The 26,178-nt window shown below is 60.9% G+C and carries 25 protein-coding genes and 1 riboswitch; of the genes, 20 read left to right on the forward strand and 5 right to left on the reverse strand.

The window, feature by feature from the left end; genetic code table 11:
* Positions 1-17: 17 nt before the first annotated feature.
* The 7 genes from OK142_RS13620 (at position 18) to OK142_RS13650 (ending at position 6,717) form a co-directional block, all read left to right on the forward strand.
* Complete coding sequence (locus OK142_RS13620; RefSeq protein ID WP_003492753.1) at positions 18-959, forward strand: ABC transporter substrate-binding protein; 942 nt, start codon at positions 18-20, stop codon at positions 957-959.
* Between the two features lie 118 nt (positions 960-1,077).
* Positions 1,078-2,091 (forward strand): aldo/keto reductase, encoded by a 1,014-nt coding sequence (locus OK142_RS13625; RefSeq protein ID WP_498683328.1) that lies wholly within the window; start codon positions 1,078-1,080, stop codon positions 2,089-2,091.
* A gap of 4 nt (positions 2,092-2,095) precedes the next feature.
* Positions 2,096-2,917, forward strand: a complete 822-nt coding sequence (locus tag OK142_RS13630) for an amidohydrolase family protein (RefSeq protein WP_498683330.1) — start codon at positions 2,096-2,098, stop codon at positions 2,915-2,917.
* A 3-nt stretch (positions 2,918-2,920) separates the two neighbouring features.
* On the forward strand, positions 2,921-3,931 hold the full coding sequence (locus tag OK142_RS13635; protein ID WP_498683331.1) for a zinc-binding alcohol dehydrogenase family protein: 1,011 nt from the start codon (positions 2,921-2,923) through the stop codon (positions 3,929-3,931).
* Complete coding sequence (locus OK142_RS13640) at positions 3,928-5,061, forward strand: mannitol dehydrogenase family protein (RefSeq protein ID WP_498683333.1); 1,134 nt, start codon at positions 3,928-3,930, stop codon at positions 5,059-5,061. The genes OK142_RS13635 and OK142_RS13640 overlap by 4 nt, the downstream gene beginning before the upstream one ends.
* A 12-nt stretch (positions 5,062-5,073) precedes the next feature.
* The gene (locus OK142_RS13645) at positions 5,074-5,403 is read left to right on the forward strand and encodes an L-rhamnose mutarotase (RefSeq protein WP_216330419.1); all 330 of its coding nucleotides are present in this window, start codon (positions 5,074-5,076) and stop codon (positions 5,401-5,403) included.
* A gap of 36 nt (positions 5,404-5,439) precedes the next feature.
* Complete coding sequence (locus OK142_RS13650) at positions 5,440-6,717, forward strand: L-fuconate dehydratase (RefSeq protein ID WP_498683335.1); 1,278 nt, start codon at positions 5,440-5,442, stop codon at positions 6,715-6,717.
* Here the strand turns inward: OK142_RS13650 and cobD are convergent, their stop codons facing one another.
* Positions 6,718-7,746 (reverse strand): threonine-phosphate decarboxylase CobD, encoded by a 1,029-nt coding sequence (cobD, locus tag OK142_RS13655; protein WP_498683337.1) that lies wholly within the window; start codon positions 7,744-7,746, stop codon positions 6,718-6,720.
* Here cobD and cbiB point away from each other — a divergent pair.
* Entirely contained in the window at positions 7,745-8,710 is a 966-nt protein-coding gene (gene cbiB, locus OK142_RS13660) for an adenosylcobinamide-phosphate synthase CbiB (protein WP_498683338.1), read from the forward strand. The genes cobD and cbiB overlap by 2 nt on opposite strands.
* Here the strand turns inward: cbiB and OK142_RS13665 are convergent.
* Entirely contained in the window at positions 8,697-10,154 is a 1,458-nt protein-coding gene (locus tag OK142_RS13665) for a cobyric acid synthase (RefSeq protein WP_498683339.1), read from the reverse strand. The genes cbiB and OK142_RS13665 overlap by 14 nt on opposite strands.
* A 1-nt stretch (position 10,155) precedes the next feature.
* Complete coding sequence (gene cobO / locus OK142_RS13670) at positions 10,156-10,773, reverse strand: cob(I)yrinic acid a,c-diamide adenosyltransferase (RefSeq protein ID WP_498683340.1); 618 nt, start codon at positions 10,771-10,773, stop codon at positions 10,156-10,158.
* A gap of 135 nt (positions 10,774-10,908) precedes the next feature.
* A riboswitch (cobalamin riboswitch) is annotated at positions 10,909-11,125 on the forward strand.
* Positions 11,126-11,284: 159 nt separating this feature from the next.
* Here cobO and OK142_RS13675 point away from each other — a divergent pair.
* From OK142_RS13675 to OK142_RS13705, 7 genes are all read left to right on the forward strand, one after another.
* Entirely contained in the window at positions 11,285-11,671 is a 387-nt protein-coding gene (locus OK142_RS13675; protein WP_003492732.1) for a DUF1636 family protein, read from the forward strand.
* A complete protein-coding gene (cobW, locus tag OK142_RS13680) occupies positions 11,668-12,705 on the forward strand; it encodes a cobalamin biosynthesis protein CobW (protein ID WP_498683341.1) in 1,038 nt (345 codons plus the stop codon). Before OK142_RS13675 ends, cobW begins: the two co-directional genes overlap by 4 nt.
* Before the next feature lie 101 nt (positions 12,706-12,806).
* Positions 12,807-16,157, forward strand: a complete 3,351-nt coding sequence (gene cobN / locus OK142_RS13685) for a cobaltochelatase subunit CobN (protein WP_498683343.1) — start codon at positions 12,807-12,809, stop codon at positions 16,155-16,157.
* The gene (gene cobG, locus OK142_RS13690) at positions 16,154-17,512 is read left to right on the forward strand and encodes a precorrin-3B synthase (protein WP_498683344.1); all 1,359 of its coding nucleotides are present in this window, start codon (positions 16,154-16,156) and stop codon (positions 17,510-17,512) included. The genes cobN and cobG overlap by 4 nt, the downstream gene beginning before the upstream one ends.
* The gene (locus OK142_RS13695; protein WP_498683346.1) at positions 17,509-18,141 is read left to right on the forward strand and encodes a precorrin-8X methylmutase; all 633 of its coding nucleotides are present in this window, start codon (positions 17,509-17,511) and stop codon (positions 18,139-18,141) included. Before cobG ends, OK142_RS13695 begins: the two co-directional genes overlap by 4 nt.
* Positions 18,138-18,905, forward strand: coding sequence for a precorrin-2 C(20)-methyltransferase (locus OK142_RS13700; protein WP_082183239.1), 768 nt, complete (start codon positions 18,138-18,140; stop codon positions 18,903-18,905). The genes OK142_RS13695 and OK142_RS13700 overlap by 4 nt, the downstream gene beginning before the upstream one ends.
* Positions 18,902-19,663: a precorrin-3B C(17)-methyltransferase gene (locus OK142_RS13705; RefSeq protein WP_498683348.1), complete on the forward strand. Its 762-nt coding sequence runs from the start codon at positions 18,902-18,904 to the stop codon at positions 19,661-19,663. Before OK142_RS13700 ends, OK142_RS13705 begins: the two co-directional genes overlap by 4 nt.
* Here OK142_RS13705 and OK142_RS13710 read toward each other — a convergent pair.
* Entirely contained in the window at positions 19,630-20,406 is a 777-nt protein-coding gene (locus OK142_RS13710) for a cobalt-precorrin-6A reductase (protein WP_498683350.1), read from the reverse strand. The two genes, OK142_RS13705 and OK142_RS13710, sit on opposite strands and share 34 nt — an antisense overlap.
* On the opposite strand from OK142_RS13710, the gene cbiE reads away from it, so the two are divergent.
* From cbiE to cobM, 3 genes are read left to right on the forward strand one after another with little or no spacing between them, the layout of a single operon-like run.
* Positions 20,405-21,682, forward strand: a complete 1,278-nt coding sequence (cbiE, locus tag OK142_RS13715; RefSeq protein WP_498683352.1) for a precorrin-6y C5,15-methyltransferase (decarboxylating) subunit CbiE — start codon at positions 20,405-20,407, stop codon at positions 21,680-21,682. The two genes, OK142_RS13710 and cbiE, sit on opposite strands and share 2 nt — an antisense overlap.
* Positions 21,676-22,089: a cobalamin biosynthesis protein gene (locus OK142_RS13720; RefSeq protein WP_498683355.1), complete on the forward strand. Its 414-nt coding sequence runs from the start codon at positions 21,676-21,678 to the stop codon at positions 22,087-22,089. The genes cbiE and OK142_RS13720 overlap by 7 nt, the downstream gene beginning before the upstream one ends.
* Entirely contained in the window at positions 22,086-22,859 is a 774-nt protein-coding gene (gene cobM / locus OK142_RS13725; protein WP_498683356.1) for a precorrin-4 C(11)-methyltransferase, read from the forward strand. The genes OK142_RS13720 and cobM overlap by 4 nt, the downstream gene beginning before the upstream one ends.
* On the opposite strand, the gene OK142_RS13730 is transcribed toward cobM, so the two are convergent.
* Positions 22,814-23,944 (reverse strand): cobalt-precorrin-5B (C(1))-methyltransferase, encoded by a 1,131-nt coding sequence (locus OK142_RS13730; RefSeq protein ID WP_498683357.1) that lies wholly within the window; start codon positions 23,942-23,944, stop codon positions 22,814-22,816. The genes cobM and OK142_RS13730 overlap by 46 nt on opposite strands.
* Before the next feature lie 59 nt (positions 23,945-24,003).
* Here OK142_RS13730 and cobA point away from each other — a divergent pair, with 59 nt between their 5' ends.
* Both cobA and OK142_RS13740 read left to right on the forward strand, forming a co-directional pair.
* Positions 24,004-24,792 (forward strand): uroporphyrinogen-III C-methyltransferase, encoded by a 789-nt coding sequence (cobA, locus tag OK142_RS13735; protein WP_313609212.1) that lies wholly within the window; start codon positions 24,004-24,006, stop codon positions 24,790-24,792.
* A complete protein-coding gene (locus tag OK142_RS13740) occupies positions 24,789-26,105 on the forward strand; it encodes a cobyrinic acid a,c-diamide synthase CobB (protein ID WP_498683358.1) in 1,317 nt (438 codons plus the stop codon). The genes cobA and OK142_RS13740 overlap by 4 nt, the downstream gene beginning before the upstream one ends.
* Positions 26,106-26,178 lie beyond the last annotated feature (73 nt).

The following is a 26,178-nucleotide window of genomic DNA, read 5'->3' on the forward strand; positions in this document are numbered from 1 at the left end:
ACATCACGGAGGAAGAAATGAAGAAAATTGCGACTGCCCTTTTGACATCCGCAATCGCGCTGTGGAGCGTCTCCACCGTGCAGGCCGGCGAAATCGCCGTCATCGTCAAGACCGTCAACTCCACCTTCTGGCAGAACGTCCAGAAGGGCGCCGATGCGGCGATGAAGAACTCTTCCGGCAACACCATGACCTTCCAGGGTCCGGCCGCCGAGTCCGCCATTGCCGACCAGGTGAACATGGTCGAAAACGCGATCAACCGTAAGGTCGCAGGCATTGTCCTCGCTCCTTCCGATCCGGATGCATTGGTGCCGGCCGTCAAGAAGGCCTGGGAAGCCCGCATTCCCGTGGTTCTGATCGACTCGCAGCTCGCTCAGGGTTCCGAGCAATATTACCAGTCCTTCCTCGCGACCGATAACAAGAAAGCCGGCGAACTGGCAGCGCAGGCGCTGATCGACAAGGTTGGCAAGGAAGGCAAGATCGCCGTCATGTCTTACGTGGCCGGTGCCGGTTCGGAAATCGGCCGTGTCGGTGGTTTCACCGACTACATCCAGATGAATTCCAACCTGAAGATCGTCGGCCCGTTCTATTCGCAGTCGCAGATGGCGACGGCGCTGAACCAGACGACCGATGTTCTGGCCGCCAATTCCGATCTCAAGGGTATCTTCGGCGCCAATGAGCCCACCGCCATCGGTGTCGGCCGTGCGCTTGCCCAGACTGGCAAAGCGGGCAAGGTCGTCGGCATCGGTTTTGACGGCAACCAGGACCTTCAGGGCTTCGTCAAGGACGGCACGCTCGCCGGCATCGTTGTTCAGGGTTCCTACCAGATGGGCGAAAAGGGCGTGGAGACCATCTCCAAGCTCATCAACAAGGAAAAGGTCGAGAAGTTCGTCGATACCGGCGTCGTTGTTGTCACCAAGGACAATATCGAGAAGCCGGAAGCCAAGAACGTTCTTTATTGATGCAAGACGGCGCGCCGCTTTGGCGGCGCGCCTCAAAATTTTGAGATGCGGGATTTCAGGCGAAAACCGCACACACCTTTTCGCCATCCCGCTCTGCTAAAAATCAGAAAGCCCCGCGATGAAAGTCTCCGATACCCGCAAATTGCCGCGCCGCGCCGTCGAAGTCACCCTTATGGGCCTTGGTTGCGCCCAGATGGGCAACCTCTACCGCGTCACGCCCTATGAGGAATCCAAAGGCGCGTTCGACAAGGCATGGGAATGCGGCATTCGTTATTTCGATACCGCGCCTTTTTACGGGTACACGCGTTCGGAGCGCCGTCTTGGAACCATGGTGACGGAGCATGACCGTGGTGAATACACGCTCAGCACCAAGGTCGGTCGCGTCATGGTTCCGGATGCAACCGTTGGCCCGGAAGAGGACGCCTATATTGCGCCCCTGCCCTTCCGTCCGGTCTATGACTATTCCTATGACGGTATCCTGCGGTCCTTCGAAGCCAGCCAGCAACGGCTCGGCGTTCTGAAGCCGGATATTCTTTATGTGCACGATATCGGTTCCTACACACATGGCGAGAAGCAGCAGCACTACTGGGAGCAGCTGACAAGCGGCGGCGGCTTCCGGGCGCTTGGCAAGCTGCGCGACGAAGGGTCGACGGGCGCCATCGGCCTTGGTGTCAACGAGTGGGAAATCGTTCGCGACGCCATGGATGTTTTCGATATCGACGTTGCGATGCTCGCAGGCCGCTATACGCTGCTCGAGCAGCAGAGCCTCGCCTTCATGAACCGCTGCGCGGAAACCGGCGTTGCGATCGTGGTCGCCGGTGCGTTCAATTCGGGCATTCTGGCCGGTAACCGCAAATTCAATTATGCCGACGCGCCTGCCGACATCATCACCCGTGTGGATGCCTTGCAGGGCGTTTGCGACGAAGTTGGCGTTTCCCTGCAGGCGGCCGCGCTGCAATTTCCGCTCGGTCATCCAGCCTCCGTCACGGTCGTCTCCGGCGCGCGCAATGCGCAGCAGCTTGCCTCCAACATCGAATGGTTCGAGCAGGCGGTCCCGGATGAATTCTGGGCCGAGTTGCAAAAGCGCGGCCTGATCTCCGAAGGCGCGCCTGTGCCCGGCGGAAAGGCCTGAGGCCATGATCATCGACGCTCACCAGCATTTCTGGCTGATGAAGGATCGTGCAGCGCAATGGCCGCCGCCGTCTCTCTCTGCCATCTACCGGGATTTTTTGCCGGCCGATCTGTCGCCTCTGCTGGTTACGGCCGGGGTCTCCGGCACGGTGCTGGTGCAGACGATGGAAGACGCGGCCGATACGGATTTCATGCTGGAACTGGCGGAGCAAACGGATTTCATCAGGGGTGTGGTCGGCTGGGTGGACATGAAGTCCGCTGATGCGGCGGTGGAAATCGCCCGTCGCGCAAAACACCCGGCATTCAAAGGCGTGCGCCCGATGCTGCAAGGCATGGAGGACGTTGCCTGGATAGACGATCCGGCGCTCGATCCCGCCGTGGATGCGCTGGTGAAACACAGGCTCGTGTTCGATGCGCTGGTATTGCCGCCAAATCTGCCGCATCTCCTGTCTTTTGCCCGCCGGCATCCGCAATTGCCTGTTGTGATTGATCATGGCGCGAAGCCACTTATCGCCACCGGTCACTATAGGGAATGGCGCAGGGATATGGCGGCCCTGGCGGCCCTTCCCAACCTTCATTGCAAGCTTTCCGGTCTCTTGACTGAGCGCGGGGATCAGCGGCCGGAGGCGGTCAGGCCCTATGCCGAAACCATTCTGGAGTTGTTCGGCGGAAACCGCGTGATCTTCGGCAGCGACTGGCCGGTCTTGCGACTGGCCGGCGATTATCAGGAATGGCTGGATTTCTGCCGCGATATCGTCCCAGCGCAGGACCATGCAGCAGTCTTTGGCGACAATGCGATTCGTTTTTATTCCCTTTCCCACAGGTGATGCATGCTGGCAATTTTCTGCGAGACCCCCGGTCAACTCGTCCCAAAGGAACTGCCGAAACCTGCGCGTGGCGAAGGTGACGTGCTGGTACGCATTCGCCGCATCGGTGTCTGCGGTACGGATCTGCATATCTTTACCGGCAACCAGCCCTATCTTTCCTATCCTCGCATCATGGGCCACGAGCTTTCCGGCACGGTAGAGGAGGCACCGGAAGGCAGCCATCTTTCGGCAGGCGATGTCGTTACCGTTATCCCTTATATCTCCTGCGGCGAATGCAGCGCCTGCCTGAAGGGCAAGAGCAATTGCTGCCGCAATATCGGTGTGCTCGGCGTTCACCGCGATGGCGGCATGGTCGAATATCTGAGCGTTCCGCAAAAGTTCGTGCTCAAGGCGGAGGGCCTCAGCCTCGATCAAGCGGCGATGACGGAATTTCTGGCGATCGGCGCGCATGCCGTGCGCCGTGGCGCGGTTGAAGAAGGGCAGAAGGTTCTGGTCGTCGGCGCCGGACCTATCGGCATGGCGGTTGCGGTTTTCGCCGTTCTGGATGGCGGCGAAGTGACCATGATTGACGGGCGCACCGACCGGCTGGATTTTTGCAAGGAACATCTCGGCGTTGCCCATACGGTGACGCTCGGCGAGGGTGACAAGGACCATCTGTTACATATCACCGATGGCGATTTCTTCGATGCGGTTTTCGATGCGACCGGTAATCCGAAAGCCATGGAGCGCGGATTCTCCTTTGTCGGCCATGGCGGCTCCTATGTGCTGGTATCCATCGTCGCCAGCGATATTACCTTCAACGATCCGGAGTTTCACAAGCGTGAGACGACGTTGCTCGGCAGCCGCAATGCGACGCCGGAGGACTTCGAGCGGGTGTTGCAGGCGCTGCGGGAAGGAAAGGTGCCGGAAGCCCTCATCACCCATCGCATGACGCTTGCCGATGTGCCTGCCAAATTCGCCGGGCTGACCGATCCGAAAGCCGGAGTCATCAAAGGCATGGTGGAGGTCGCATGACGCCTGACACACCCATCCTGCAATTCGGCACCAGCCGCTTTCTTCTCGCGCATGCGGATCTGTTCATTTCGCAAGCGTTGGACAAAGGCGAAGCTCTCGGGCGCATCGCAATTGTCCAGACAACGGGCAATGCGGAAAGCCTGAAGCGCGTTGCGGCGCTGAATAGCGGTGCCCCCTATCCCGTGCGTATCCGCGGCATTCGCGATGGGCAGGACGTTGATGAAGAAATTTCCGGCAAGGCTGTCGCATTGGCGCTGACGGCGGATACGGACTGGGCCGAGGTTCGACGCATCGCCTGCATGGCCGAAGTCATTCTGTCCAATACGGGCGATCGCGGTTATGAGCTGGATTCGTCTGATGGACCGGATCTCGCCGACGATTTCGGGCGCGTTCCGAAGAGCTTTCCGGCCAAGCTGTGCATGCTGTTGCTGGAGCGTTTTCAGACCAATCCGGAAGCGGCACTGTCGATCTTCCCCTGCGAGCTTGTTCCGCGCAATGGCGACCGCCTGAAAGAGGTTGTTCACCAGCTTGCAGACGAGTGGCAATTGCCGGCGGGATTTGCCTTTTACCTCAATGAAAAATGCCGTTTCGCCAATAGCCTGGTGGATCGCATCGTCTCCGAGCCAATCGACCCGGTTGGTGCGGTGGCGGAACCCTATGCACTTTGGGCCATCGAAAAGCAGGAAGGTCTCGTCCTTCCCTGCGACCACCCGGCAATGGTGCTGACGGATGATCTGGACCACTACGAAAAGCTGAAGCTGTTCCTGCTCAATCTCGGCCATTCCTATCTCGCCGAGCGCTGGTTGCGGGATGGTCGCGCAAAAGACGAGACGGTTCGCCACGCAATGGCCGATGATGCATTGGTCGACGATCTTGAAACGCTCTGGCGTGACGAGGTGCTGCCGGTCTTTGCAGCGGAAGGCATGGGGAATGAGGCGCGGGCCTATATCGGTGTGCTGCGGGAGCGTTTGAGAAATCCCTTTCTCGCGCATCGGCTCGCCGACATCGCCGGCAATCATGATGAAAAGAAACGCCGTCGCTTCATCCCGATCATCGCTGCTGCGGAACGCCTGGGATTGAACCTGCCGCAACCGAAGCTGCGCGCGGCGCTCGCCACCATCAAGCAATAATGGAGTTTTTTCATGCAGCGTATGGGCATGGTCATCGGCGTCAAACCGGACATGATTGCTGAATATAAAAGACTGCACGCCGCCGTGTGGCCCGAAATTCTGGCGCTGATCAGCGACTGCAACATCCGTAATTACACGATCTTCCTGCGCGAGCCGGAAAATCTGCTGTTCGGCTATTGGGAGTACCACGGCAGTGATTTCAGCGCCGACATGGCGAAGATGGCTGCAAGCCCGAAGAACAAGGAATGGTGGTCTTTCACCATTCCCTGCCAGCAACCACTCGAAAGCCGAAAGGAAGGCGAGTGGTGGGCAATGATGGAAGAAACCTTCCACCACGATTGAACGATTTCCTTTGACACTGACCGCGAGTGAACGGCCATGACCAAAATTACAGATCTGCGTGTTTTCGACCTGCGTTTCCCCACCTCCCAGAGCCTCGACGGTTCGGATGCGATGAACCCCGACCCGGACTATTCGGCGGCTTACGTCATCCTCGATACCGACGAGGCGGGACTGAAAGGCCACGGGCTGACCTTCACAATCGGCCGTGGCAACGACATCTGCTGCATGGCGATCGAGGCGATGCGCCATCTGGTGGTCGGCACCGATCTTGCCACCGTGACCGAAAACCCCGGCAAATATTGGCGGCATCTGACGAGCGACAGCCAGCTGCGCTGGATCGGCCCGGACAAAGGCGCGATGCATCTCGCCACCGGTGCGGTCGTCAATGCTGTCTGGGATCTGCTGGCCAAGAAGGCGGGTAAGCCGGTCTGGCAGCTCGTTGCCGATATGAGCCCGGAAGAAATCGCCGATATCGTCGACTACCGTTATCTGACCGATGTGCTGACCCGCGACGACGCGCTTGCAATCCTTAGGAAAGCCGAAAGTGGCAAGAAGGAGCGGATCGAGACGCTGAAAAACGAAGGTTATGCCTGCTACACGACCTCGGCCGGCTGGCTCGGTTATGACGACGCCAAGCTGCGCCGTCTTTGCCAGGAAGCGATCGATGCCGGCTTCAACCACGTGAAGATGAAGGTTGGCCGCGATCTGGAAGACGATATTCGCCGTCTCACCATCGCCCGCGAGGTGATCGGTCCCGACCGTTATCTGATGATCGACGCCAATCAGGTGTGGGAAGTGGACCAGGCCATCGACTGGATCAAGAAGCTTGCTTTTGCCAAGCCCTTCTTCATCGAAGAGCCTACCAGCCCGGACGACATTGCCGGCCATCGCAAGATTCGTGCGGCCATCGGTTCGGTGAAAGTGGCGACGGGCGAAATGTGCCAGAACCGCATCATGTTCAAGCAGTTCATCGCCGAAGGCGCAATCGATGTCGTGCAGATCGACAGCTGCCGCATGGGTGGTCTCAATGAGGTGCTGGCAGTTCTCCTGATTGCCGCCAAATACGGCCTGCCGGTCTGGCCGCATGCCGGTGGCGTCGGCCTTTGCGAATATGTCCAGCATCTGTCGATGATCGACTACCTCGTGGTTTCCGGCACCAAGGAAGGCCGCGTGATCGAATATGTCGACCATCTGCACGAGCACTTCATCGAACCCTGCGATATCAGAAATGCTGCTTACATGCCGCCGAAACTGCCTGGCTTTTCCATCGAAATGAAGCCGGAGTCTATCGAGACCTATACGTTCGAAGAATAATCAGAAGGATGACAGCGCTTCTTCGAGGCGCTGCCATTCGTCTTCAGCACCGGGAAGGCCGAAACGCATGTCGTTCGGCCTTTCATCAAAAATGCGTACCAGAATGCCGCGCCGGCCAAGATGATCGAACAGGTCAATGGCGCGGTGGTCCCTTACCAGAGTAAACAGGGACGTGCCGCCGGCAATCGTTAGTCCCGCTTTTTCCAGCAGGCCATTCATACGCCGTGCCTCTTCCGCGAGACGGAGACGCATGGACGATTGCCATTCCTTGTCTGTCAAAGCTTGCGTTGCGATGTGCAGTGCCGGGCCGGAAACTGCCCACGGGCCAAGCCTTGCCTCCAGTTCTCCAGCGATCTCTGGACGTGCGAGCGCAAAACCGAGCCGGACACCCGCCATGCCGTAAAACTTGCCGAAGGAGCGCAGCACCACCAGTGCTTCATAATCGGCAGCATTTGCGAGGCTTTCGGCACCTCCAGTTTCGATGAAGGCCTCATCCACCACGAGCAGGCCGCCCTTCCGGTGCATGGTCTTGGCCAAGGACAACAAGTCTTCGCGATCGATAACGCGGCCATCGGGATTGTTGGGATTAACGACCACGGCATAATCAGATGCCGCCAGGCCGCTGATGTCCTCCACTTCGGTCACAGTCAGTCCGGTCATTCGGGCGGTTCGGGCGTGTTCGGCATAGGCGGGGGAAAGCACGGCTCCGCTTTTCGCTCCGCGGTGGACCGCGATATGAGCCAGCAATGGCATCAGCATCTGGGTGCCGGGAGAAAGCGAAACATGCCGGTCAGAAGGCGCGCCGAAAGAGGCAGCTGCGAGCCCTTTTAATTCTTCGGCTGCGTCAGGCTCCGGCAGGCGGGCAAATGCGCTGGCGGGAATGGGCGAATGCGGGTAGGAGTGCGGATTGATCCCGGTCGACAGGTCGATCCACGGTTCCGGCGCTTCAGGAAACATCAGGCGCGCCCTGCCGAGATTGCCGCCGTGACGGATCGCAGTCTGCGCCTTTTCTGGTACTGTCTCGCCCATGTTCTTTGCTCTCGCTTTCCTGTCGCTCGTGATCGAACGCCTGACCGGTTATCCGGACTGGCTGTTCAAGCGCATCGGCCATCCCGTCACCTGGATCGGTTCGCTTATCGCGCTGCTGGACAAAAAATGGAACCGGGAGAGCGCGTCATTTTCGCAGCGTAAGACGGCCGGCGTTGTGGCTCTGGTCGTTTTTGTAGGGCTGACTGTATTTCTCGCATGGTTTGCGCAGTCGCTTCTTATGTTCCTCCCCTTCGGTCTGTTGCTTGTTGCCGTGCTCGGCGCGTCGCTTCCGGCACAGAAAAGTCTGGAAGAGCATGTGGAGGCCGTCGCCATCGCACTGGAGCGCGAGGGGGTGGAGGGTGGCCGCAAAGCCGTTTCGATGATTGTCGGTCGCGATCCGCAGGCGCTGGATGAGGCCGCGATATGCCGGGCGGCGATCGAAAGCCTGGCCGAGAATTTTTCCGACGGCATCGTTGCCCCTTCCCTCTGGCTAGGTCTTCTGGGGCTGCCGGGTGGTGCGGGTTACAAGGCGATCAATACGGCTGACAGCATGATTGGCCATCGCTCGCCACGCCATGAAGCCTTTGGCTGGGCGTCGGCGCGGCTGGACGATCTGGTCAATCTGCCGGCATCGAGGCTGAGCGGCGGTCTTTTCGTACTTGCGGCATTTTTTGTGAAAGGCGCATCGCCGGGCGGAGCCATCGCCGCGATACGCCGCGATGCGCGTCATCACCGCTCCCCAAATGCTGGTTGGCCGGAGTCGGCGCTTGCGGGTGCTCTCGGTTTCGCCCTTGCCGGTCCGCGTTCCTACGGTGGGCAGATGATCGAAGCCCGCTTCATGGGCGAAGGCGGAAGAGCGGCGTTGGTTGCCGGCGATATTCGCACGGCGCTCCGATTGGCGCGGATCGCAGACCTCTTGCTGATTGGGCTGTTCGGGTTACTGGCGATCCTTATCGCGCTATAGAAAGCAGTCTGTCGAGATCGAGGTGGTATTCCATATGGGCCGCGAGACGATCAAGAACGGCGTCCACCTGCGCTTCGTAGTTCAGTTCCGTGCTTTCTCCACCAAGCCGCTCAAGCCATGCAGTACGCTGGCGATCATCCGCAAACAGACCATGTATATAGGTCCCGAAGATGCGGCCATCGGGCGATATCGTGCCGTCCATATGTCCGTCGATGTTCGAAAACGGGAGATTGCCCGTTACGCTCGTCGTTTCGCCGACATGCATTTCATAGCCGGATAAATTAACTCCGTCGAAACTCCTGCCCTGCACGGAGACGAGCCTCTTGTCGCCGGTCAAAACCGTCGTCACATCCAGCAGGCCAAGCCCTTCCACCGTCGCGGATGGCCCTTCGATGCCGTCAGGATCAGCAACGGTTTTACCAAGCATCTGGTATCCGCCGCAGAGGCCGAGAACATAACCGCCGCGCCGCACATGCGCCTTGATGTCGATATCGAGCCCCGCATTTTTAAGCACGGCAAGATCAGCGATGGTAGATTTCGAACCGCAAAGCAGAACCAGCGTGCAATCGGCGGGTATGGTCTCGCCCGGCCGCACGCGGATCAACTCCACATCCGGCTCCATGTCGAGGGGATCGAGATCGTCGAAATTGGAAATATGCGGCAGGATCGGCACGGCGATGCGGATCTTCGCGCCGGGCTTGTGTTGCGCCGGGCCGGAAAGCCCGAGAGCATCTTCGGCCGGCAATTTCGCAGCATCGGAAAAATGCGGCAGAAGCCCGATGGACGCCCAGCCGGTTTTTTCCGCAATCATTCGCATACCGTCCGAAAACAGTGACGGATCGCCGCGAAAGCGGTTGACGATGAAGCCCTTTATCATCGCGGCATCGTCGGGGTCGAGAACGGTTCTTGTACCCACGAGGCTGGCGATGACCCCGCCTCTGTCTATATCGCCGATCAGGATGACGGGAGCATCGGCCGCGCGGGCAAAGCCCATATTGGCGATGTCGTTGGCGCGCAGGTTGATTTCGGATGCGCTGCCCGCTCCTTCCACCAGCACCAGATCGGCCCGTTTTTTCAGGTGCTCGAAGCTTTCCAGCACGCGCGGCATCAGCCCGGCTTTCATGTGCTGGTAATCGGCTGCCTTGGCATTGCCGACAATTTTACCCTGCACCACGACCTGTGCGCCGGTTTCGCTCTGCGGCTTCAAAAGCACCGGGTTCATGTGAACCGACAGCGGAACACCCGCTGCACGCGCCTGCAGCGCCTGCGCGCGGCCTATCTCGCCGCCATCGGCGGTGACCGCGGCATTGTTCGACATGTTCTGCGGCTTGAACGGCATGACGGACAGGCCGCGTTTGACGAAGGCACGGGCAAGGCCGGCCACCATCAGCGATTTGCCGACATCCGAGCCGGTTCCCTGAAACATCAGCACGCGTGCAGTCATGTCAGAATTCTATCCCTGCCTGCGCCTTCACACCCGCCTTGAAGTGATGTTTGACGAGGGTCATTTCGGTCACCATGTCGGCGGCGTCGATCAACGGTTGCTTGGCGTTGCGGCCGGTGACGATGACATGCAGATCGGGCCGGCGGTTGGAAAGGGTTTCGACGACTTCTTCCAGCGGCAGGTAATCGTAACGCAGCGCGATATTCAACTCGTCGAGGATCAGGAGGCCGATCGTTTCGTCAGCCATCAGGACCTTGGCTTCTTCCCAGGCCTTTGCGGCTGCCATCACATCGCGCTTCAGGTCCTGCGTGTCCCAGGTAAACCCCTCGCCCATGGTACGCCAGACGACCCTGTCACCGAAGAGCGTCAGTGCCTGCTGTTCACCCGTCGACCACGCGCCCTTGATGAATTGCATCACGCCCACCCTGCGTCCGGTGCCGAGCATGCGCAAAGCAAGGCCGAAAGCCGCCGTGGACTTGCCTTTACCGGGGCCGGTATTGATCATCAGCAGACCTTTTTCGATGGTCTTTTCCGCGACTTCGGCATCCTGAACCGTCTTGCGGTTCACCATTTTCTGCCGGTGGCGTTCGGCTTCGCTGTCGCTGATGTCGCGTGTCATCGCGTTTTCCTTCTCGTCCAGCGGCACGGGGCCGGATGCCCCTGCCTTTCGGAGCGGCGACTATACCCAATTTGCCGCACCCGGCAATGCGGCCAGCCAACGGGCCGCGGCATTGACCCTCACGCCCGTTCAGCCTAAGGGTAAGGGACTGACGGTCTTTTCCCGGCAACGGGAAAAGCTAAGAGGGAACACGGTTCCGCCCTGACAGGGGTCATTCCGTGGCTGCCCCCGCAACTGTAAGCGGCAAGCCCGCACCGTAAAGCCACTGAACCTCTAAAGATGGTTCGGGAAGGCGGTGCCCGGGTGTTTTAAAGCCGCAAGCCAGGAGACCTGCCGTTTCAGGAAAAACGTCTGCCGGGCGGGGTGCTCCGGTCAGTCGGTCAGATCGAACAGCCGGCTCTGCGCTTTTCCGCATGCCGTTTTCGACATCCGCACCCCGATGAGTTTTTAAAGGCGCGGAAAGCGAAACGGTTTGGATATTACAGCGGTCTCTTCATGTGCGCATTCGGAGGTGGAAGGCGAAAACGCCTCCGGCGTCGTCGTTTTTGTCTGCCGCAGCTGTCGCGATGAAACCGATCCCAATGCGGAGCCGCGACCCGGTGCACGTCTTGCGGATGCCGTCATGGCAACAGCGCAGGAATCCGGCATTGTCGTCCGTTCCGTCAATTGTCTTGCCAATTGCAAACGCGGCCTCAGCGCCGTGCTTTGCGGCGGCGACGGCTGGTCCTATGTCTTTGGCGGGCTGACGCCCGACGACGCGGAAGACCTGCTGACCGGCGCTCGCATGCTGGCCGCCTCCGCAGATGGCCTGATGCCCTGGCGCGGCCGCCCCGATACATTGAAGCGCGGCATGGTGGCGCGCATTCCCCCATTCGATTTTACCGAGGAGAGATCATGAGCCCCTTTCTGGACCGCGTTCCCTGCACCATCGTCACCGGCTTTCTGGGGGCCGGAAAAACCACGCTGCTGCGCGGTCTTCTCGAAAAGCTTGATGGCAAGCGACTGGCCATCATCGTCAATGAATTCGGTGATATCGGCATCGATGGCGAAATCCTCAAAGGCTGCGGCATTGAGAGCTGCCCGGAGGAAAACATCGTCGAACTGGCCAATGGCTGCATCTGCTGCACGGTCGCGGATGATTTCCAGCCGGCTATTGAACAGATCCTCAGCCGCCAGCCGAAGGTGGAACATATCCTCATCGAGACCTCGGGCCTCGCCCTGCCGAAGCCCCTGGTGCAGGCGTTCCAGTGGCCGGCGATCAAGAGCCGCGTAACAGTGGATGCCGTGGTGGCTGTCGTGGACGGTGCCGCCCTTGCAGAGGGCCAGGTGGCGCATGACATGGAAGCGCTTGCCGCCCAGCGGGCGAATGACGAAGCGCTCGATCACGACGATCCGGTGGAAGAAGTCTTCGAGGATCAGGTCGCCTGCGCCGATCTCATCGTGCTCACCAAGGCCGATCTCCTCGATCACGCCGGTCTGGAAAAGGCGAAGGCTCATATTCTCGAGCATCTGCCGCGGGCCGCGAAGATCGTCGTCGCCTCGAATGGCGCAATCGACCCCGCCGTTCTGATTGGTCTCGGTCTTGCGGTGGAGGAGGATATCGAAAACCGCCGCACCCATCATGATGGCGAGCTTGACCACGAACACGACGATTTCGACAGCTTCGTCATCGATCTGCCCGCCGTGACCGATCCGGAAGCGCTGGCCACCCGTATCGCGGAAACTGCTGCTGCGGAAAACGTTCTTCGCATCAAGGGTTTCGTTGAAGTTTCCGCCAAGCCGATGCGCCTGCAGGTGCAGGCCGTCGGCAGCCGTGTCAACCATTATTACGATCGGCCATGGGCAGCCGGTGAGGAGCGCCGCAGCCGCCTCGTCATCATCGGCGAGAAGGGCCTCAACCGCGAAAAGATCGAACAGATGCTGGCCGCCTGACATAAAGCACGTCCGGTTTAAACGGAATCATCGGACGTGCTGTCTTGTTTGCGCATTGTCGGACGCAAAACTGCACCGCACTTTTACTGGAAATGCCTTAGATGCATATTCTCGCCACCACATCCTCGTCTCTGGACGATCTGGTCGAGCCGGTTGATCTCAATCAGCCGCGATCGGATGTGGTGATGCTGTCTTTTTCGGCAAGCGATCTTGCCGGGCTGGAACAGGCATGGCGGCAGGTGGGGCCCAGACTTCCTTCCCTGTCCGCCGCCAACCTCTCCGAACTTCGGCATCCGATGTCAGTCGATCTGTGGATCGAAAAGACGGCGGAACACGCCCGTGTCATCCTTATCCGGATTCTGGGCGGTGCTGAGCGCTGGCGTTACGGCGTCGATCAACTCTCCATAATGGCGCGACGGCGCGGCATAAAGCTTCTGTTATTGCCTGGTGAGTGCAGCGAGAGGGACGAGAAGCTGGAGGCGGCCTCGACCGTCGATCGACAGACGCTTTCCTCAGTCCTCTCCTTCTTCCGTGAGGGTGGGCGGGAGAATATGGACCGGCTTGCCTCCGGGCTTTCGGTTCTTGCAAGCGGTGGCGCATGGCCGGATATAGAGGCCCAACCGCTGCCGAAAGCGGGTTTCTACCGGCCCGGTAAAGGCGTTGTGGATCAAGCGGAAGCCCGTGCGGGTTTCCCTGCCGATGCACCTATTCTGCCCATTCTCTTTTACCGCTCCATGCTTCTGGCTTCGGATTCTGCGCCCGTCGATGCGCTGTTTCATGGGCTCGCACAGCGCGGTTTCAGCCCTTTGCCGATTTTTGTCAGCGGTCTGAAGGATGGGGAGGCGATCCGCTTTCTTGAAACCGTGCTGCCGGATATCAAGCCCGCCGCCATTGTTGCCGCCACGGCTTTTGCCAGTCAGACGGACGACGGTGGCAAAACTCTGTTTGATCGCCTCGGCGTGCCGGTGTTTCAGGTGGTCATGGCGACGACGCGCCGCGACGGCTGGGCGGAAAATGCGCGCGGTCTCAACCCATCCGACCTTGCCATGCATGTGGTTTTGCCGGAACTCGATGGCCGGATTCTTGCCGGTGCTATCTCATTCAAACAGATACGGACCGATGGCGGTGTCAGCCTCGTTAACACACCGGAAGCTGATCGTGTCGAGCAGGTGGCAAACCGCATCGCTGCGTTTCTGCGGTTGAAACAGTCTGCGCCGCAGGAACGGCGGATCGTTATTTTGATGCCGGATTATCCGGGTGCTGCGCCGGGGCGCACCGGTTATGCCGTTGGTCTCGATGTGCCGCAAAGCGTGCTTGAAATGCTGCGCGATCTGGCCGCGGCCGGATATGCCGTTTCGGATATTCCCGAAACGGCGCGGGCTTTGCTGGATTGTGTCGAGCAACAGGAAGCGTCTGTCGAACTTTCAGCCTATCAGGATTTTCTCGCGGCTTTGTCTGAGGGGGCAGCTGCCTCCGTGGATGCCACGTGGGGCTCCGCCGAACGGGATGATGCGCTAGCCAACGGCGCATTCCGTTTTCGCGTCGCTCGTTTCGGCCAGGTGTTTGTGGCGCTGGCGCCGGACCGGGGGCGGAACGAGGACCGCCGGGTGGATTACCATGACCCTGCCCTGCCGCCGCGCCATGCGTTGGTCGCTTTCGGCGCCTGGATGCAGCGGGTCGCGGATGCGCATGCCATCGTGCATGTGGGTGCGCATGGCACGCTTGAATGGTTGCCGGGCAAGACGGTGGCGCTTTCCCGCGATTGTTTTCCCGAGATCGTCGCTGGTTCGTTGCCGGTGATCTATCCGTTCATCGTTTCCAATCCGGGCGAGGCGGCGGTTGCCAAACGGCGGATTGCTGCTGTTACCATCGGCCATGTTCCGCCGGTGCTGGTGCATGCCGGACTTTCGCCGGAACAATTGGCTTTGGAACAACTTGTCGATGAATATGCGCAGGCAGACGGGCTTGACCGCCGCCGCCGTGACCGGCTGGCGAAACTGATCGTAGAGAAGGCGCTGGAAACCGGGCTCGCGGCCGATGCGGGCGTGGGGGCTAAGGACGATGCCGATGCGGCGCTATCGCGCATTGATGCCTTTCTCTGCGACCTGAAGGATTTTGCCATCAAGGATGGCCAGCATGTTTTCGGTCGCTCCCCCGAAGGCGAGATCGATCCTCTGAGGCTTGAAAGCGCTGCGGCGGAAAAAGCAGCGCTGCTTGCCGCGCTCGATGGCCGCCATATTGTCCCCGGCCCGTCAGGCGCGCCCGCGCGCGGACGGCTCGATGTGCTGCCGACGGGCCGCAATCTTTATGCTGCCGATCCGCGCACCATGCCGACGCCGACGGCTTTCGAGCTGGGCCGCATGGCGGGCGAAGAAGTGCTTCGGCACCATCTGCAGTCCCATGGCGACTGGCCGAAACATCTGGTTTTTGATCTCTGGGGCAGCGCCAGCCTGCGCAATGGCGGCGAGGATGTGGCGCAGGCGCTGCATCTGATGGGAGCGAGGCCTATCCATGACCCGGCGACGGGTCGCGTCACAGGCATCGAGGTTCTGCCGCCCGCCAGTATCGGGCGGCCGCGTGTCGACGTCACATTCCGGATTTCCGGCCTGTTCCGTGACATGTTTCCGGCGCTCATTGCTCTTCTCGATGCAGCGGCCAAGGCCGTCGCGCGGCGGGATGAAGCGCCGGGCGACAATCCTCTGGCGGAAGAGGCGGTGGCACTCGGGCACATACCGGCACGTATCTTCGGCTCCGCACCCGGCACCTATGGCGCAGGTATTGAGGAAAAACTCGCCAGCGGGAAATGGGAAGAACGTGAGGAACTGGGCCAGGCCTATCTCGATTCGGCAAGTCACGCCTTCGGCGGTGCCGATGGGCTTGAGATTTTCGAGAATGCCGGTTTTGTTGAGCTGGTACGTCGGGCCGACCTTCTCGTTCACACCGGTGACGATCCGGGCCGGGATCTTCTCGACGGCTCTTCCGATGTCGCCTTCATTGGCGGTTTTTCCGCCGCAAAAGCAGTACTTGGCGGCGTTGCCGATGTTGTGGCGCTGGATACGACCGATCCTGCACGTCCGCGCGCCCGGTCCATTTCTCAGGCGCTGACCCGCGTGGTGCGGGCCCGCGCCGTCAACCCACGCTTCATTGCCGGCCAGATGCGGCACGGCCCGCGCGGCGCGGCGGAATTTGCCGAGACGGTTGACCGGCTGATCGGCTTTGCCGAAACCACCCATGCGGTATCTTCCTCGCTGATCGAGGCGCTTTATGACGCCTATTTCGGCAATGAGGACGTGCGCGATTTCATCCTGCGGGAAAATCCGAAGGCGGCGGAGGTCATGGCGACGCGCTTTTTATCCGCCCGTCGTCGCGGGCTGTGGCACAGCCGCCGCAATGCGGTGGATACGGAACTTGAAATGCTGATCCTGTCCCGTTCTGAAAGGGGCGTGGCATGAGGATGGCCGTTTCCGATCCGGTCCAGCCATTTGGCCGCCGTGGGACGTGTCCGGCCTTGTCGACCCCGATGCTGACCGGTGACGGATACCTGTCACGCATCGCATTCGAGGCTGATATTGCGCCCCATGACATGATAGCGCTTTGCGAACTTGCCGAGCAGCACGGCAACGGGCTGATCGACATCACGGCACGCGGCAGCCTGCAATTTCGCGGCCTGACGCGGGAAAGCGCCTGCGACCTGGAGAATGATGTTCTGGCGCTCGGTTTGCCGCTTCGCGACGGACTGGCAGTCGAGACCTCACCCCTTGCCGGCCGGGACGATCAGGAAATCGCCGATGGCAGTTCTCTTGCCGGCGAGATTCGCAGAGAGGCTGCTGCGCTGGCGCTGCATGAAAAGCTCGCCGCCAAAATGTCTGTCGTCATCGATGGGGGCGGCCGTCTTTCCATGGGCGATTTGCTGGCCGATATCCGCCTGAAAGCGATGTGGTTTGAAGGCCGCGTTTTCTGGCAATTGTCTGTCGGGGGGCCGGAGAGCAAGGCGCTGCGCGCGGGATTTGTCGAGGCCGACAAGGCGGCGGATGTTGCCCTGTTGCTGCTCGTTCATCTTGCTGGCAAGGGACCGCTTGCCCGTGGCCGTGATCTGGATTTACGGACGATAAAGGCAATTTGCGGAGGCTGTCTGGTGGATAGGGCGATTGTAGGCGAGACGCCTGCGCCTTCTTCACCCTTGGGGCTGGTGGCGGCCGGTAGCGGTACTTTTGCTGCCAGCGTCAGGCCTGCTTTCGCGCAAGTCCGTGCTTCCGATTTGTCGAGGCTCTGCGACCGGGCGCGCGCGCTCGATATCGAAACATTGCGGCCCTCGCTCAATCATAGCCTGCTATTTTTCGGGTCACGGGATGCTTGCGGTGCGTTGATTCGGACCGCGGGTAATTCCGGTTTCATCACAAGGGCAGGTGATGCGCGATCTACCATCGCCGTCTGTCCCGGCACGCCGGGATGTGCCTCGGCGTTCTTTCCCACCCATGATCTGGCCGCCTTTGCATCCGAGGAATGCGCCTCGTTACTCGACGGCTCCTTCACGCTGCATATCTCCGGCTGCGGCAAGGGTTGCGCGCATCCCGCCGCGTCGCTCTTGACCTTTTCCGGCACCGCCGATGGCCTGGCCTTTTCAATTTCGGGCCGCCCCTGCGACCCGCAGGACGATATTTTACCTTTCGAGCAACAGAGGACGGCGCTTTCGCGGCTTGCCCGTCTTTACGAAAAAGAACATAAGCCCGGGGAAAACGCTGCCAACCTCATCGCCCGCCTGGGCAAAGAGGCAATCGTTGCGGCGCTTCGACAGGATGACCGATGACCGACCATGATTATATTCGCGACGGCAATGCGATCTACGAGCGCTCCTTCGCCATTGTCCGCGAAGAAGCGGATTTATCCGCCTTTACCGAAGAACAGGCGGATATTGCCGTTCGCATGATCCACGCCTGCGGGCAGGTGGAGGCGGCCAGCCATTTCCGGTTCTCACCGGATTTCGTTGCCGCCGCACGCGGCGCTTTGCTGGCGGGCAAGCCCATACTTTGCGATGCGGAAATGGTTGCCCATGGCGTGACCCGCGCTCGCCTTCCGGCCAATAATGACGTGATCTGCACCCTTCGCGATCCGCGCACGCCGGAACTTGCAAAAAAGATCGGCAACACCCGCTCCGCCGCAGCGCTCGATCTCTGGGCGGACAAGCTGGACGGCGCTCTCGTTGCCATTGGCAACGCGCCAACAGCGCTCTTCTATCTTCTGGAAATGCTGGAAAAAGGCGCTGCACGTCCCGCCGCCATCATCGGCATGCCGGTCGGTTTTGTCGGCGCGGAGGAATCGAAGGATGCGCTGGAGGTTAGCTCGCTCGGCATTCCTTATGCCATCGTCAAGGGACGCATGGGTGGCTCGGCCATGACGGCTGCTGCCGTCAACGCGGTCGCGAGGGCAGGTCTGTGAGCGCGGCTCTTTTTGAACACACCAAGGGTAAACTGGTCGGTGTCGGAACCGGCCCTGGCGATCCCGAGCTTCTGACGCTGAAAGCCGTCCGCGCCATCGAAAATGCCGATGTCCTTGCCTTCTTCTGCAAGAAGGGCAGCAGCGGCAATGGTCGCGGCATCGTTGAGGCCTTCATTCGTCCGGGCACGCTGGAAATGCCGCTGGTCTATCCGGTCACCGTCGAGAGCGACAAAAACGGCGAGGACTATCGCGGCGCAATCGCCGCCTTTTTCGATCAGTCGGCCATGGATATTGCTGCCCATCTCGATGCCGGGCGCAATGTCGCCGTGTTGTCGGAAGGCGATCCGCTGTTTTACGGCTCCTATATGCACCTTCATCTGCGGCTTGCGCCCTCCTATGAGGCGGAGGTCGTCGCCGGCATTACCGCCATGTCCGGCTGCTGGTCGATGGCCGGTCTACCGCTGGTGCAGGGTGACGATATCTTGAGCGTGCTTCCCGGCACGCTGGCGGAAGATGTGCTGACAGAGCGCCTGTCCGGCACGGATGGCGCCGTGATCATGAAGGTGGGGCGCAACCTGCCGAAGATCCGCCGGGCGCTGGAAAAGGCCGGCAAGCTTAACGAGGCGCTTTATGTCGAGCGCGGCACCATGGCGAACAGCCATGCCGTGCCGCTGATCGAGCGGGACGCATCGCCCGCGCCCTATTTTTCGCTGGTTCTGGTGCCGGGCTGGAAAACCAGACCCGCTGGCGGTGAAACGCCATGACCGGCCGGCTGGTGGTTGTCGGCCTCGGCCCCGGCAGTGCGGCGCAGGTGACACCGGAAGCGCTCGCCGCCGTTGAGGCATCAGAGGATTTCTTCGGTTATATTCCCTATCTCGACCGTCTGGCGCTCGGACCCGACCAACGTCGCCATGCCTCTGATAATCGCGAGGAAATTTCCCGCGCCGAACAGGCGCTGCGGCTTGCCGCCGCTGGCGGCAAGGTCTGTGTGGTTTCGGGCGGCGATCCCGGCGTTTTCGCCATGGCGGCGGCGGTTTGCGAGGCGATTGAAAACGGCCCGTCTGAATGGCGCGAGATAGACTTTTCGGTCGTGCCGGGCGTGACGGCCATGCTCGCGGTTGCCGCAAGAGCCGGCGCTCCGCTCGGGCATGATTTCTGCGCCATTTCGCTGTCGGACAATTTGAAGCCCTGGGGCATCATCGAAAAGCGGCTGATTGCGGCGGCAGAAGCCGGATTCGTGATGGCCTTCTACAATCCCGTCAGCAAGGCGCGCCCGCACCAGCTTGGCACCGCCTTCGATCTTTTACGGGCGCACTTGCCCGGTTCGGTGCCGGTGATCTTCGGCCGGGCCGCAGGCCGGGCGGATGAATGCATCCGTGTCGTGCCGTTATCGGAAGCATCGAGCGACATGGCGGATATGGCCACCTGCATCATCGTCGGTTCGGTGGAAACGCGTCTGATCGAACGCTCCGAGAAAGACCCGCTGGTCTATTCGCCACGTTTTTCGAAAAGAGAAAGCTGATGGCGGATGGCGGTGAGCGCAGTCTCTACATCAGGCACGTTCGCGCCCTTGGCGTCGTTCCGCTGGGGCGGCCGCTCGATCATGATGACCGGCAGGCCGAGCCGCCTCGCCGCTTCGATCTTGCCATAACTGGCACTGCCGCCGGAATTCTTGGAAACAACAGTCTCGATACGGTTTTCTTCCAGCATGCGGATTTCGTCATTGAGCGCAAAGGGACCGCGCGCGGTCATATAGCGCGCATCCGGCACCTTGAGCGGCGGCTCCACCGGATCGACGCTGCGGATAAGATAGCGGTGCTGAGGGGCGACTTCGAAAGGGAGAAGTTCCTGCCGTCCGAGCGCCAGAAACACGCGCTTGCCTTCGCTGCCGAGCGCCGTAACGGCCTGTTCGACGGTATCGACACTCTGCCACCTGTCACCCGGCTGGCGCTGCCAGGCGGGGCGCGAAAGCGCTACGAGCGGTACTTTGGCAAGTCGGGCTGCCTCGATGGCGTTGGCGGAAATCCTCGCCGCATAGGGATGGGTGGCGTCCACGAGAATATCGAAGCCCTCGGCGCGAATGAAATCCGCAAGACCCGTCGCACCGCCAAACCCGCCGCTGCGCATCGGCACGGGCTGTTCCACTGGCGAAAGCGTGCGTCCGGCCATGGAGAGCAGGATTCGGTAGCCGGAGTCCTCTGCCAGTCTGCCGGCCAGAATGCGGGCATCCGCCGTGCCGCCAAGTATGAGTATGGAGCGTGTCATGACGTCTGAATATTCCGGAACGGGCGGTGCTTCTACTGAAAAGAAGGCTTCCGCTGAAAAGAAAGAGAAGCCGTGGCTTTCCATCGTTGGTATTGGCGAGGATGGGCTTGAGGGGCTCGGCCGGAATGCCACTGCGGCAATAGAGGCGGCCGAGATCGTTTTCGGCGGCAAACGCCATCTGGAACTGGCAGCTTCAGCCATTCGTGGCGAAGCGCGTTCGTGGCCGGTGCCGTTCGACGCCGAGATGAGCGATGTCGTGGCGTTGCGCGGTGGCAAAGTCTGCGTGCTCGCCTCCGGCGATCCGTTCTTTTATGGCGTCGGCGTTACACTTCTGCGGCGAATCAATGCGGATGAGACAGTCTGCTATCCATCACCTTCCGCTTTTTCGCTCGCCGCGGCGCGGCTTGGCTGGGCCTTGCAGTCGGTCGACTGCGTGTCGTTGCATGGGCGCTCCATCGATCTTTTACGCCCTCATCTGCATCCTGGTGCAAGGATCATCGCGCTGACTTCGGATGAACGTGCGCCGGCTCTGATCGCGGAACTGCTGACCAGTTCGGGTTTCGGCCAGTCGGAATTTGTCCTGCTTGAAGCTTTGGGCGGACAGCGGGAAAAGCGGCGGCAGGTCAGGGCGGCTGATTTTGCCTTTGACGACATAGATCCGTTGAACGTCGTGGCCATCGATGTTGTTGCGGCTGAGGGCGCACGTGTTCTGCCTTTTGCACAGGGGCTTGATGACAGCCTGTTCGAGCATGACGGGCAGATCACCAAGCGTGAAATTCGTGCCGTGACGCTTTCATCGCTGGCCCCGCGCCGGGGCGAGTTGCTGTGGGATATCGGTGCCGGTTCGGGTTCAATCGGTATCGAATGGATGCTGTCGCACCCCTCGCTTCGTGCCATCGCCATAGAGCAGCACCCGGAAAGGGCGGAACGTATCGCCCGTAATGCCGAGGCATTTGGCGTTCCGGGGCTTGAGATCCTGATCGGTGCAGCACCTGCGGCTTTTGAAGGCCTGCCTCAACCGGATGCGATCTTCATTGGTGGCGGCGGCAGCGAAAAAGGTGTGCTGGAAGGCGCCATGCAGGCCTTGAAACCGGGCGGACGGCTGGTTGCCAATGCGGTGACGCTGGAAATGGAGGCGGTGTTGCTCGATGCCCATGCGCGACTTGGCGGTTCTATGATCCGTCTGGACGTGTCGCGCGTTGTTGCTGTCGGCTCCATGTCTGGCTGGCGTCCGGCGATGCCGGTGACGCAGTGGAGCTGGGTCAAGCCATGGTGACCGTCGCTGGCATAGGCTGCCGTAAAGGTACGGGTTCGGAGGCAATTATAGCAGCCGTGCGCGCCGCCGAGCTTGCTTTCGGCATGACCGTCGAATGCCTGGCGACTGCGCCGCTCAAGGCAGAAGAAGCTGGTCTTGCGGAAGCGGCGAAACGCCTGTCGTTGCCGCTTGAAATCGCATCGCAGGAACGGCTCGAGGCGGTTGCTTCGAAAACAATGACATTTTCGCAGGCAAGCCTCGATCATGCCGGGACGCCCAGTGTCAGTGAAGCGGCGGCGCTTGCCGTAGCCGGGGAAAATGCGCGGCTGGTTGCGGCGCGTCTTGTGGTTGGCGACGTGACGGTAGCCGTCGCCAGCACGAGCGACGCGCCAAATAACCGTGCCATCGAACATGGAGAACAACAATGACAGTTCATTTTATCGGCGCTGGTCCGGGTGCTGCCGATCTCATCACGGTGCGCGGGCGTGATCTTATCGCTGCCTGCCCGGTCTGCCTTTATGCCGGTTCGCTGGTTCCTAAGGCGCTGATCGATTATTGCCCGCCGGGTGCACGCATTGTCGATACGGCCGCACTGTCGCTCGATGAGATCGAGGCGGAATTCGTTGCGGCGGCAAAGGCCGGCAAGGACGTGGCGCGGCTGCATTCCGGCGATCTCTCCGTCTGGAGCGCCATGGGTGAACAGATCCGCCGGCTCGAACGGCTGGGTCTCGACTACACCGTGACTCCTGGCGTGCCCTCGTTTGCCGCTGCCGCTGCCACCCTGCAGCGGGAACTGACGGTGCCGGAGGTGGCGCAAAGCCTTGTACTGACCCGTATTTCAGGCCGCGCTTCGAAAATGCCCGAGGGCGAGACGCTGAAAGCCTTCGGTGCGACAGGTACTACGCTTGCCATCCACCTCGCCATCCATGCCATCGGCACGGTGGTGGAAGAACTGACGCCGCTTTACGGTTCCGATTGCCCTGTTGCCATCGTCGTTCGCGCCTCCTGGCCGGACGAGCGGGTCATTCGCGGCACCTTGTTCGACATTGAAGGGAAACTGGCCGCCGAGCCGGTGGAGCGGACGGCGCTGATCTTCGTCGGGCGCGGGCTTGCCTCGACGGATTTTCGCGAGAGCGCACTTTATAGCACCGATTATGTACGCCGGTTCCGGTCCCCGAAGGAAGATGCGAAGGGTTGATGCGACGGCGTGGAGGCGGTGCGCCCCTTGAGCGTACCCTGACGATCGAAAACCAGAATATCGAGCGCGATAGTGGGCGTCTTCAGCGCGGCGGCCGCGGTTACCCAGGCTTTTTCCGCAACGATCGCACCGAGGTCAATCCCGGTGCCTTCGGCCAGCTCAAAAGCGTGCGCGACCATGTTGGCCTGACGGATGGCGGCTGCAAGATTCTCATCTCCGCCGGCTTCGGTTGCCAGCTCCGCCAGCGCGTCGAGATCGGCGAGGCCTTTCTTGGAGTGGACATCGAGCATGCCCTGGGCGAGCTTGGTCATCTTGGCGACGCCGCCGGCAATCGTCACCCGCTCGACAGGGTGGCTGCGCAGATATTTCAGCATGCCGCCGATGAAATCACCCATGTCGATCAGCGCGGTCTCCGGCAGGTCGTAAATCGCCTGTCCGGCTTTTTCCGAGGTATTGCCGGTTGCGCCGAGCAGATGGGTGCAGCCGGTCGCGCGCGCCACATCGATGCCGCGCCAGATGGAATGTATCCAGGCGGAGCAGGAAAACGGGATGACGATGCCGGTGGTGCCGAGAATGGAAATGCCGCCAATGATGCCGAGCCTGCCATTCAGGGTCTTTTCCGCCAGTTTCTCACCGTCGCGAACGGAAATCTCGACTTCGAAATCGGCATTCTCTCCGGCGACCTCGTGAATGGCGGTTTCGATCATCTTGCGCGGCACGGGGTTTATCGCGGGTTCGCCCGGCGGCAGGGGCAATCCCGGCCGGGTGATGGTGCCAACGCCCTTTCCGGCCCTGAAGGTGATGCCGCTTCCCGGTTTGCCTCGTCTGACCGTGCTTTCGATCAACGCGCCATGGGTAACGTCGGGATCGTCGCCCGCATCCTTGACGACACCCGCACGGGCGAAGTTTTCGCCTTTTTCCTCGGTGGCGAGGGAAAATGCCGGCCTTGCGCCGCTTGGAAGTTCGACTTCGACAGGGTAAGGAAATTCCCCGGTCAGAAGGGCGGCGCACGCCGCCTTCGAGGCCGCCGCCGCGCAGGTGCCCGTGGTCCAGCCGCGGCGAAGGGTCTTTCCATCTGTTTCCATATGAATTCCTATAGCCGGGACGGCTTTTTCCGTCATCGTTAAAAAAGCAGCCGAGAAGAATGTCGATACGCCAAGTTTTAAACAGCATCGCCGCAAAAGGTCCGGTCTTTGAGCCCGGTCACGTCTGGCTCGCAGGGGCGGGACCGGGGGATGTGCGTTATCTGACACTCGAAGTGGCGCTTGCGCTTTCGCAGGCCGATGTGATCGTTCGCGATGCGCTGGTCAGCGACGATGTCGTTGCCCTCGGTCCCCAGGCTGAAATCGTCTTTGCCGGCAAGCGTGGCGGCAAGCCTTCGGCAACGCAGGACGACATTACCGCCTCGCTGATCGATCTCGCCCGGCAGGGTAAGAAGGTGTTGCGGCTTAAGGGTGGCGATCCCTTTATTTTCGGGCGTGGCGGCGAAGAGGCGGAGGCGCTTGTCGGTGCCGGCATTCCGTTCCGTATCCTGCCGGGCATGACCTCGTCGCTCGCAGCCCTTGCGTCTGCCCGCATTCCCGCCACCATGCGCGGCATCAGCCGCGCCGTCACGCTCGCCACGGGCCATGCCGCCGGCACTGAGGAGGATCTGGATTGGCTGGCGCTGGCGAAAACACGGGAACCCATTGTCGTTTATATGGGGCTCAAGAATATAGGTTCTATCGCCGATCTTCTGATGCAGGGTGGCCGTTCGGGCACAACGCCGGTCGCCGTCATCATGTCGGCAACGACGGCGCAGGAGCGCATTTTCATCGGAACGCTGGAAAGCATAGCTGACGATGCAAAGCGGGAAAAATTCGAGGCGCCGGCCCTGATCGTCATTGGCGAGATTGTTTCGATGAGAAACCGCCTTGGTGGAGCCGGATCATGACGGCGCGGGCGCTCATTATCGGTGCGCCGCGCTCCGGTTCCGGCAAGACCAGCGTGACCATTGGCCTGCTCAGGGCCTTTGCAAGACGCGGCGTCAAGGTGCGCGGCATCAAGACCGGGCCTGACTATATCGACCCCGGCTTCCATGCCTTTGCCACCGGCACCCCTGGGCTCAATCTGGACAGCTGGGCCATGCGGCCGGAACTGCTGCGGCACCTGTTCTTGCAGCAGACTGACGGCGCGGACCTCGTTCTGATCGAAAGCGCCATGGGCCTGTTCGACGGCATTCCCGTGGCGGAAAACCGTACCGGGTCGGCGGCGGATCTGGCCCGGCTGTTCGGCATTCCCGTGCTGCTGGTGCTGGATGTGTCCGGCCAGTCGCAGACGGCGGCGGCTGTCGCCCATGGTTTTGCCCATTACGATCCAGATGTCACAATGGCTGCGGTGGTGCTGAACCGGGCCGGCAGCGAAAGACACCGGACGCTGTGTACGGAGGCCATCGAAAAAATCGGACTGCCTGTCGCAGGCTGTGTATTGCGCGATCCGTCGCTCATCCTGCCGGAGCGGCATCTGGGGCTGGTGCAGGCCAGCGAACATCCGGAAATTGACGCGCATATAGAACGGCTGGCGGATGCGATGGAAAGGTCCATCGATCTCGATGCCCTGCTTTCGCTCGCCGCGCCGGTGGATGTGCCCCTAGGCTTGGCGGAGGCGGCGATTGCGCCGCCCGGCCAGCGTATCGCGCTTGCGGACGATGCGGCTTTCACCTTCCTTTATCCGCATCTGAAGAGCCATTGGCATACGGCCGGAGCCGAGATCGTGCCCTTCTCACCGCTCGCAGACGAGGCGCCTGATGAGACCTGCGACATTTGCTGGCTGCCCGGTGGCTATCCAGAGCTTTACGCTGGAAAGCTTGCCGATGCGGTCGGGTTCAAAGCGGGCATTACCCGTTTCGCCGCGACAAAACCGGTCCACGGTGAGTGCGGCGGCTATATGGTGCTTGGCGCGGCGCTGGAAGATGCCGAGGGTGTAACCCATGCCATGACCGGGCTCTTATCCCATGCCACCAGTTTCGCGAAGCGCAAGATGAATCTCGGTTATCGGCAGGCGACGATCGTGGCAGATGGACCGCTCGGCGGAGCGGGCGAGATCCTGCGCGGCCATGAGTTTCATTATGCGCGTGTTATCGATCCGGGCCACGATGAGCCTTTCGCCCAGATTGCTGACGGGCAGGGTCGTCCGCTCGGCCCCTCTGGCGGCAGGCGGGGTCTCGTTTCAGGCACTTTCTTCCATGCCATCGCCAGAGGCGGTTGATCGTCCCGGACATTTGCCTTCCCGGATCACGGTGCGGCAAAGTGGACCAAGCAGCGAAAGTTTGTAGGCTTGG

Source organism: Agrobacterium sp. BT-220-3, assembly GCF_025910175.1.
GTDB classification, from domain to species: Bacteria; Pseudomonadota; Alphaproteobacteria; order Rhizobiales; family Rhizobiaceae; genus Agrobacterium; species Agrobacterium oryzihabitans.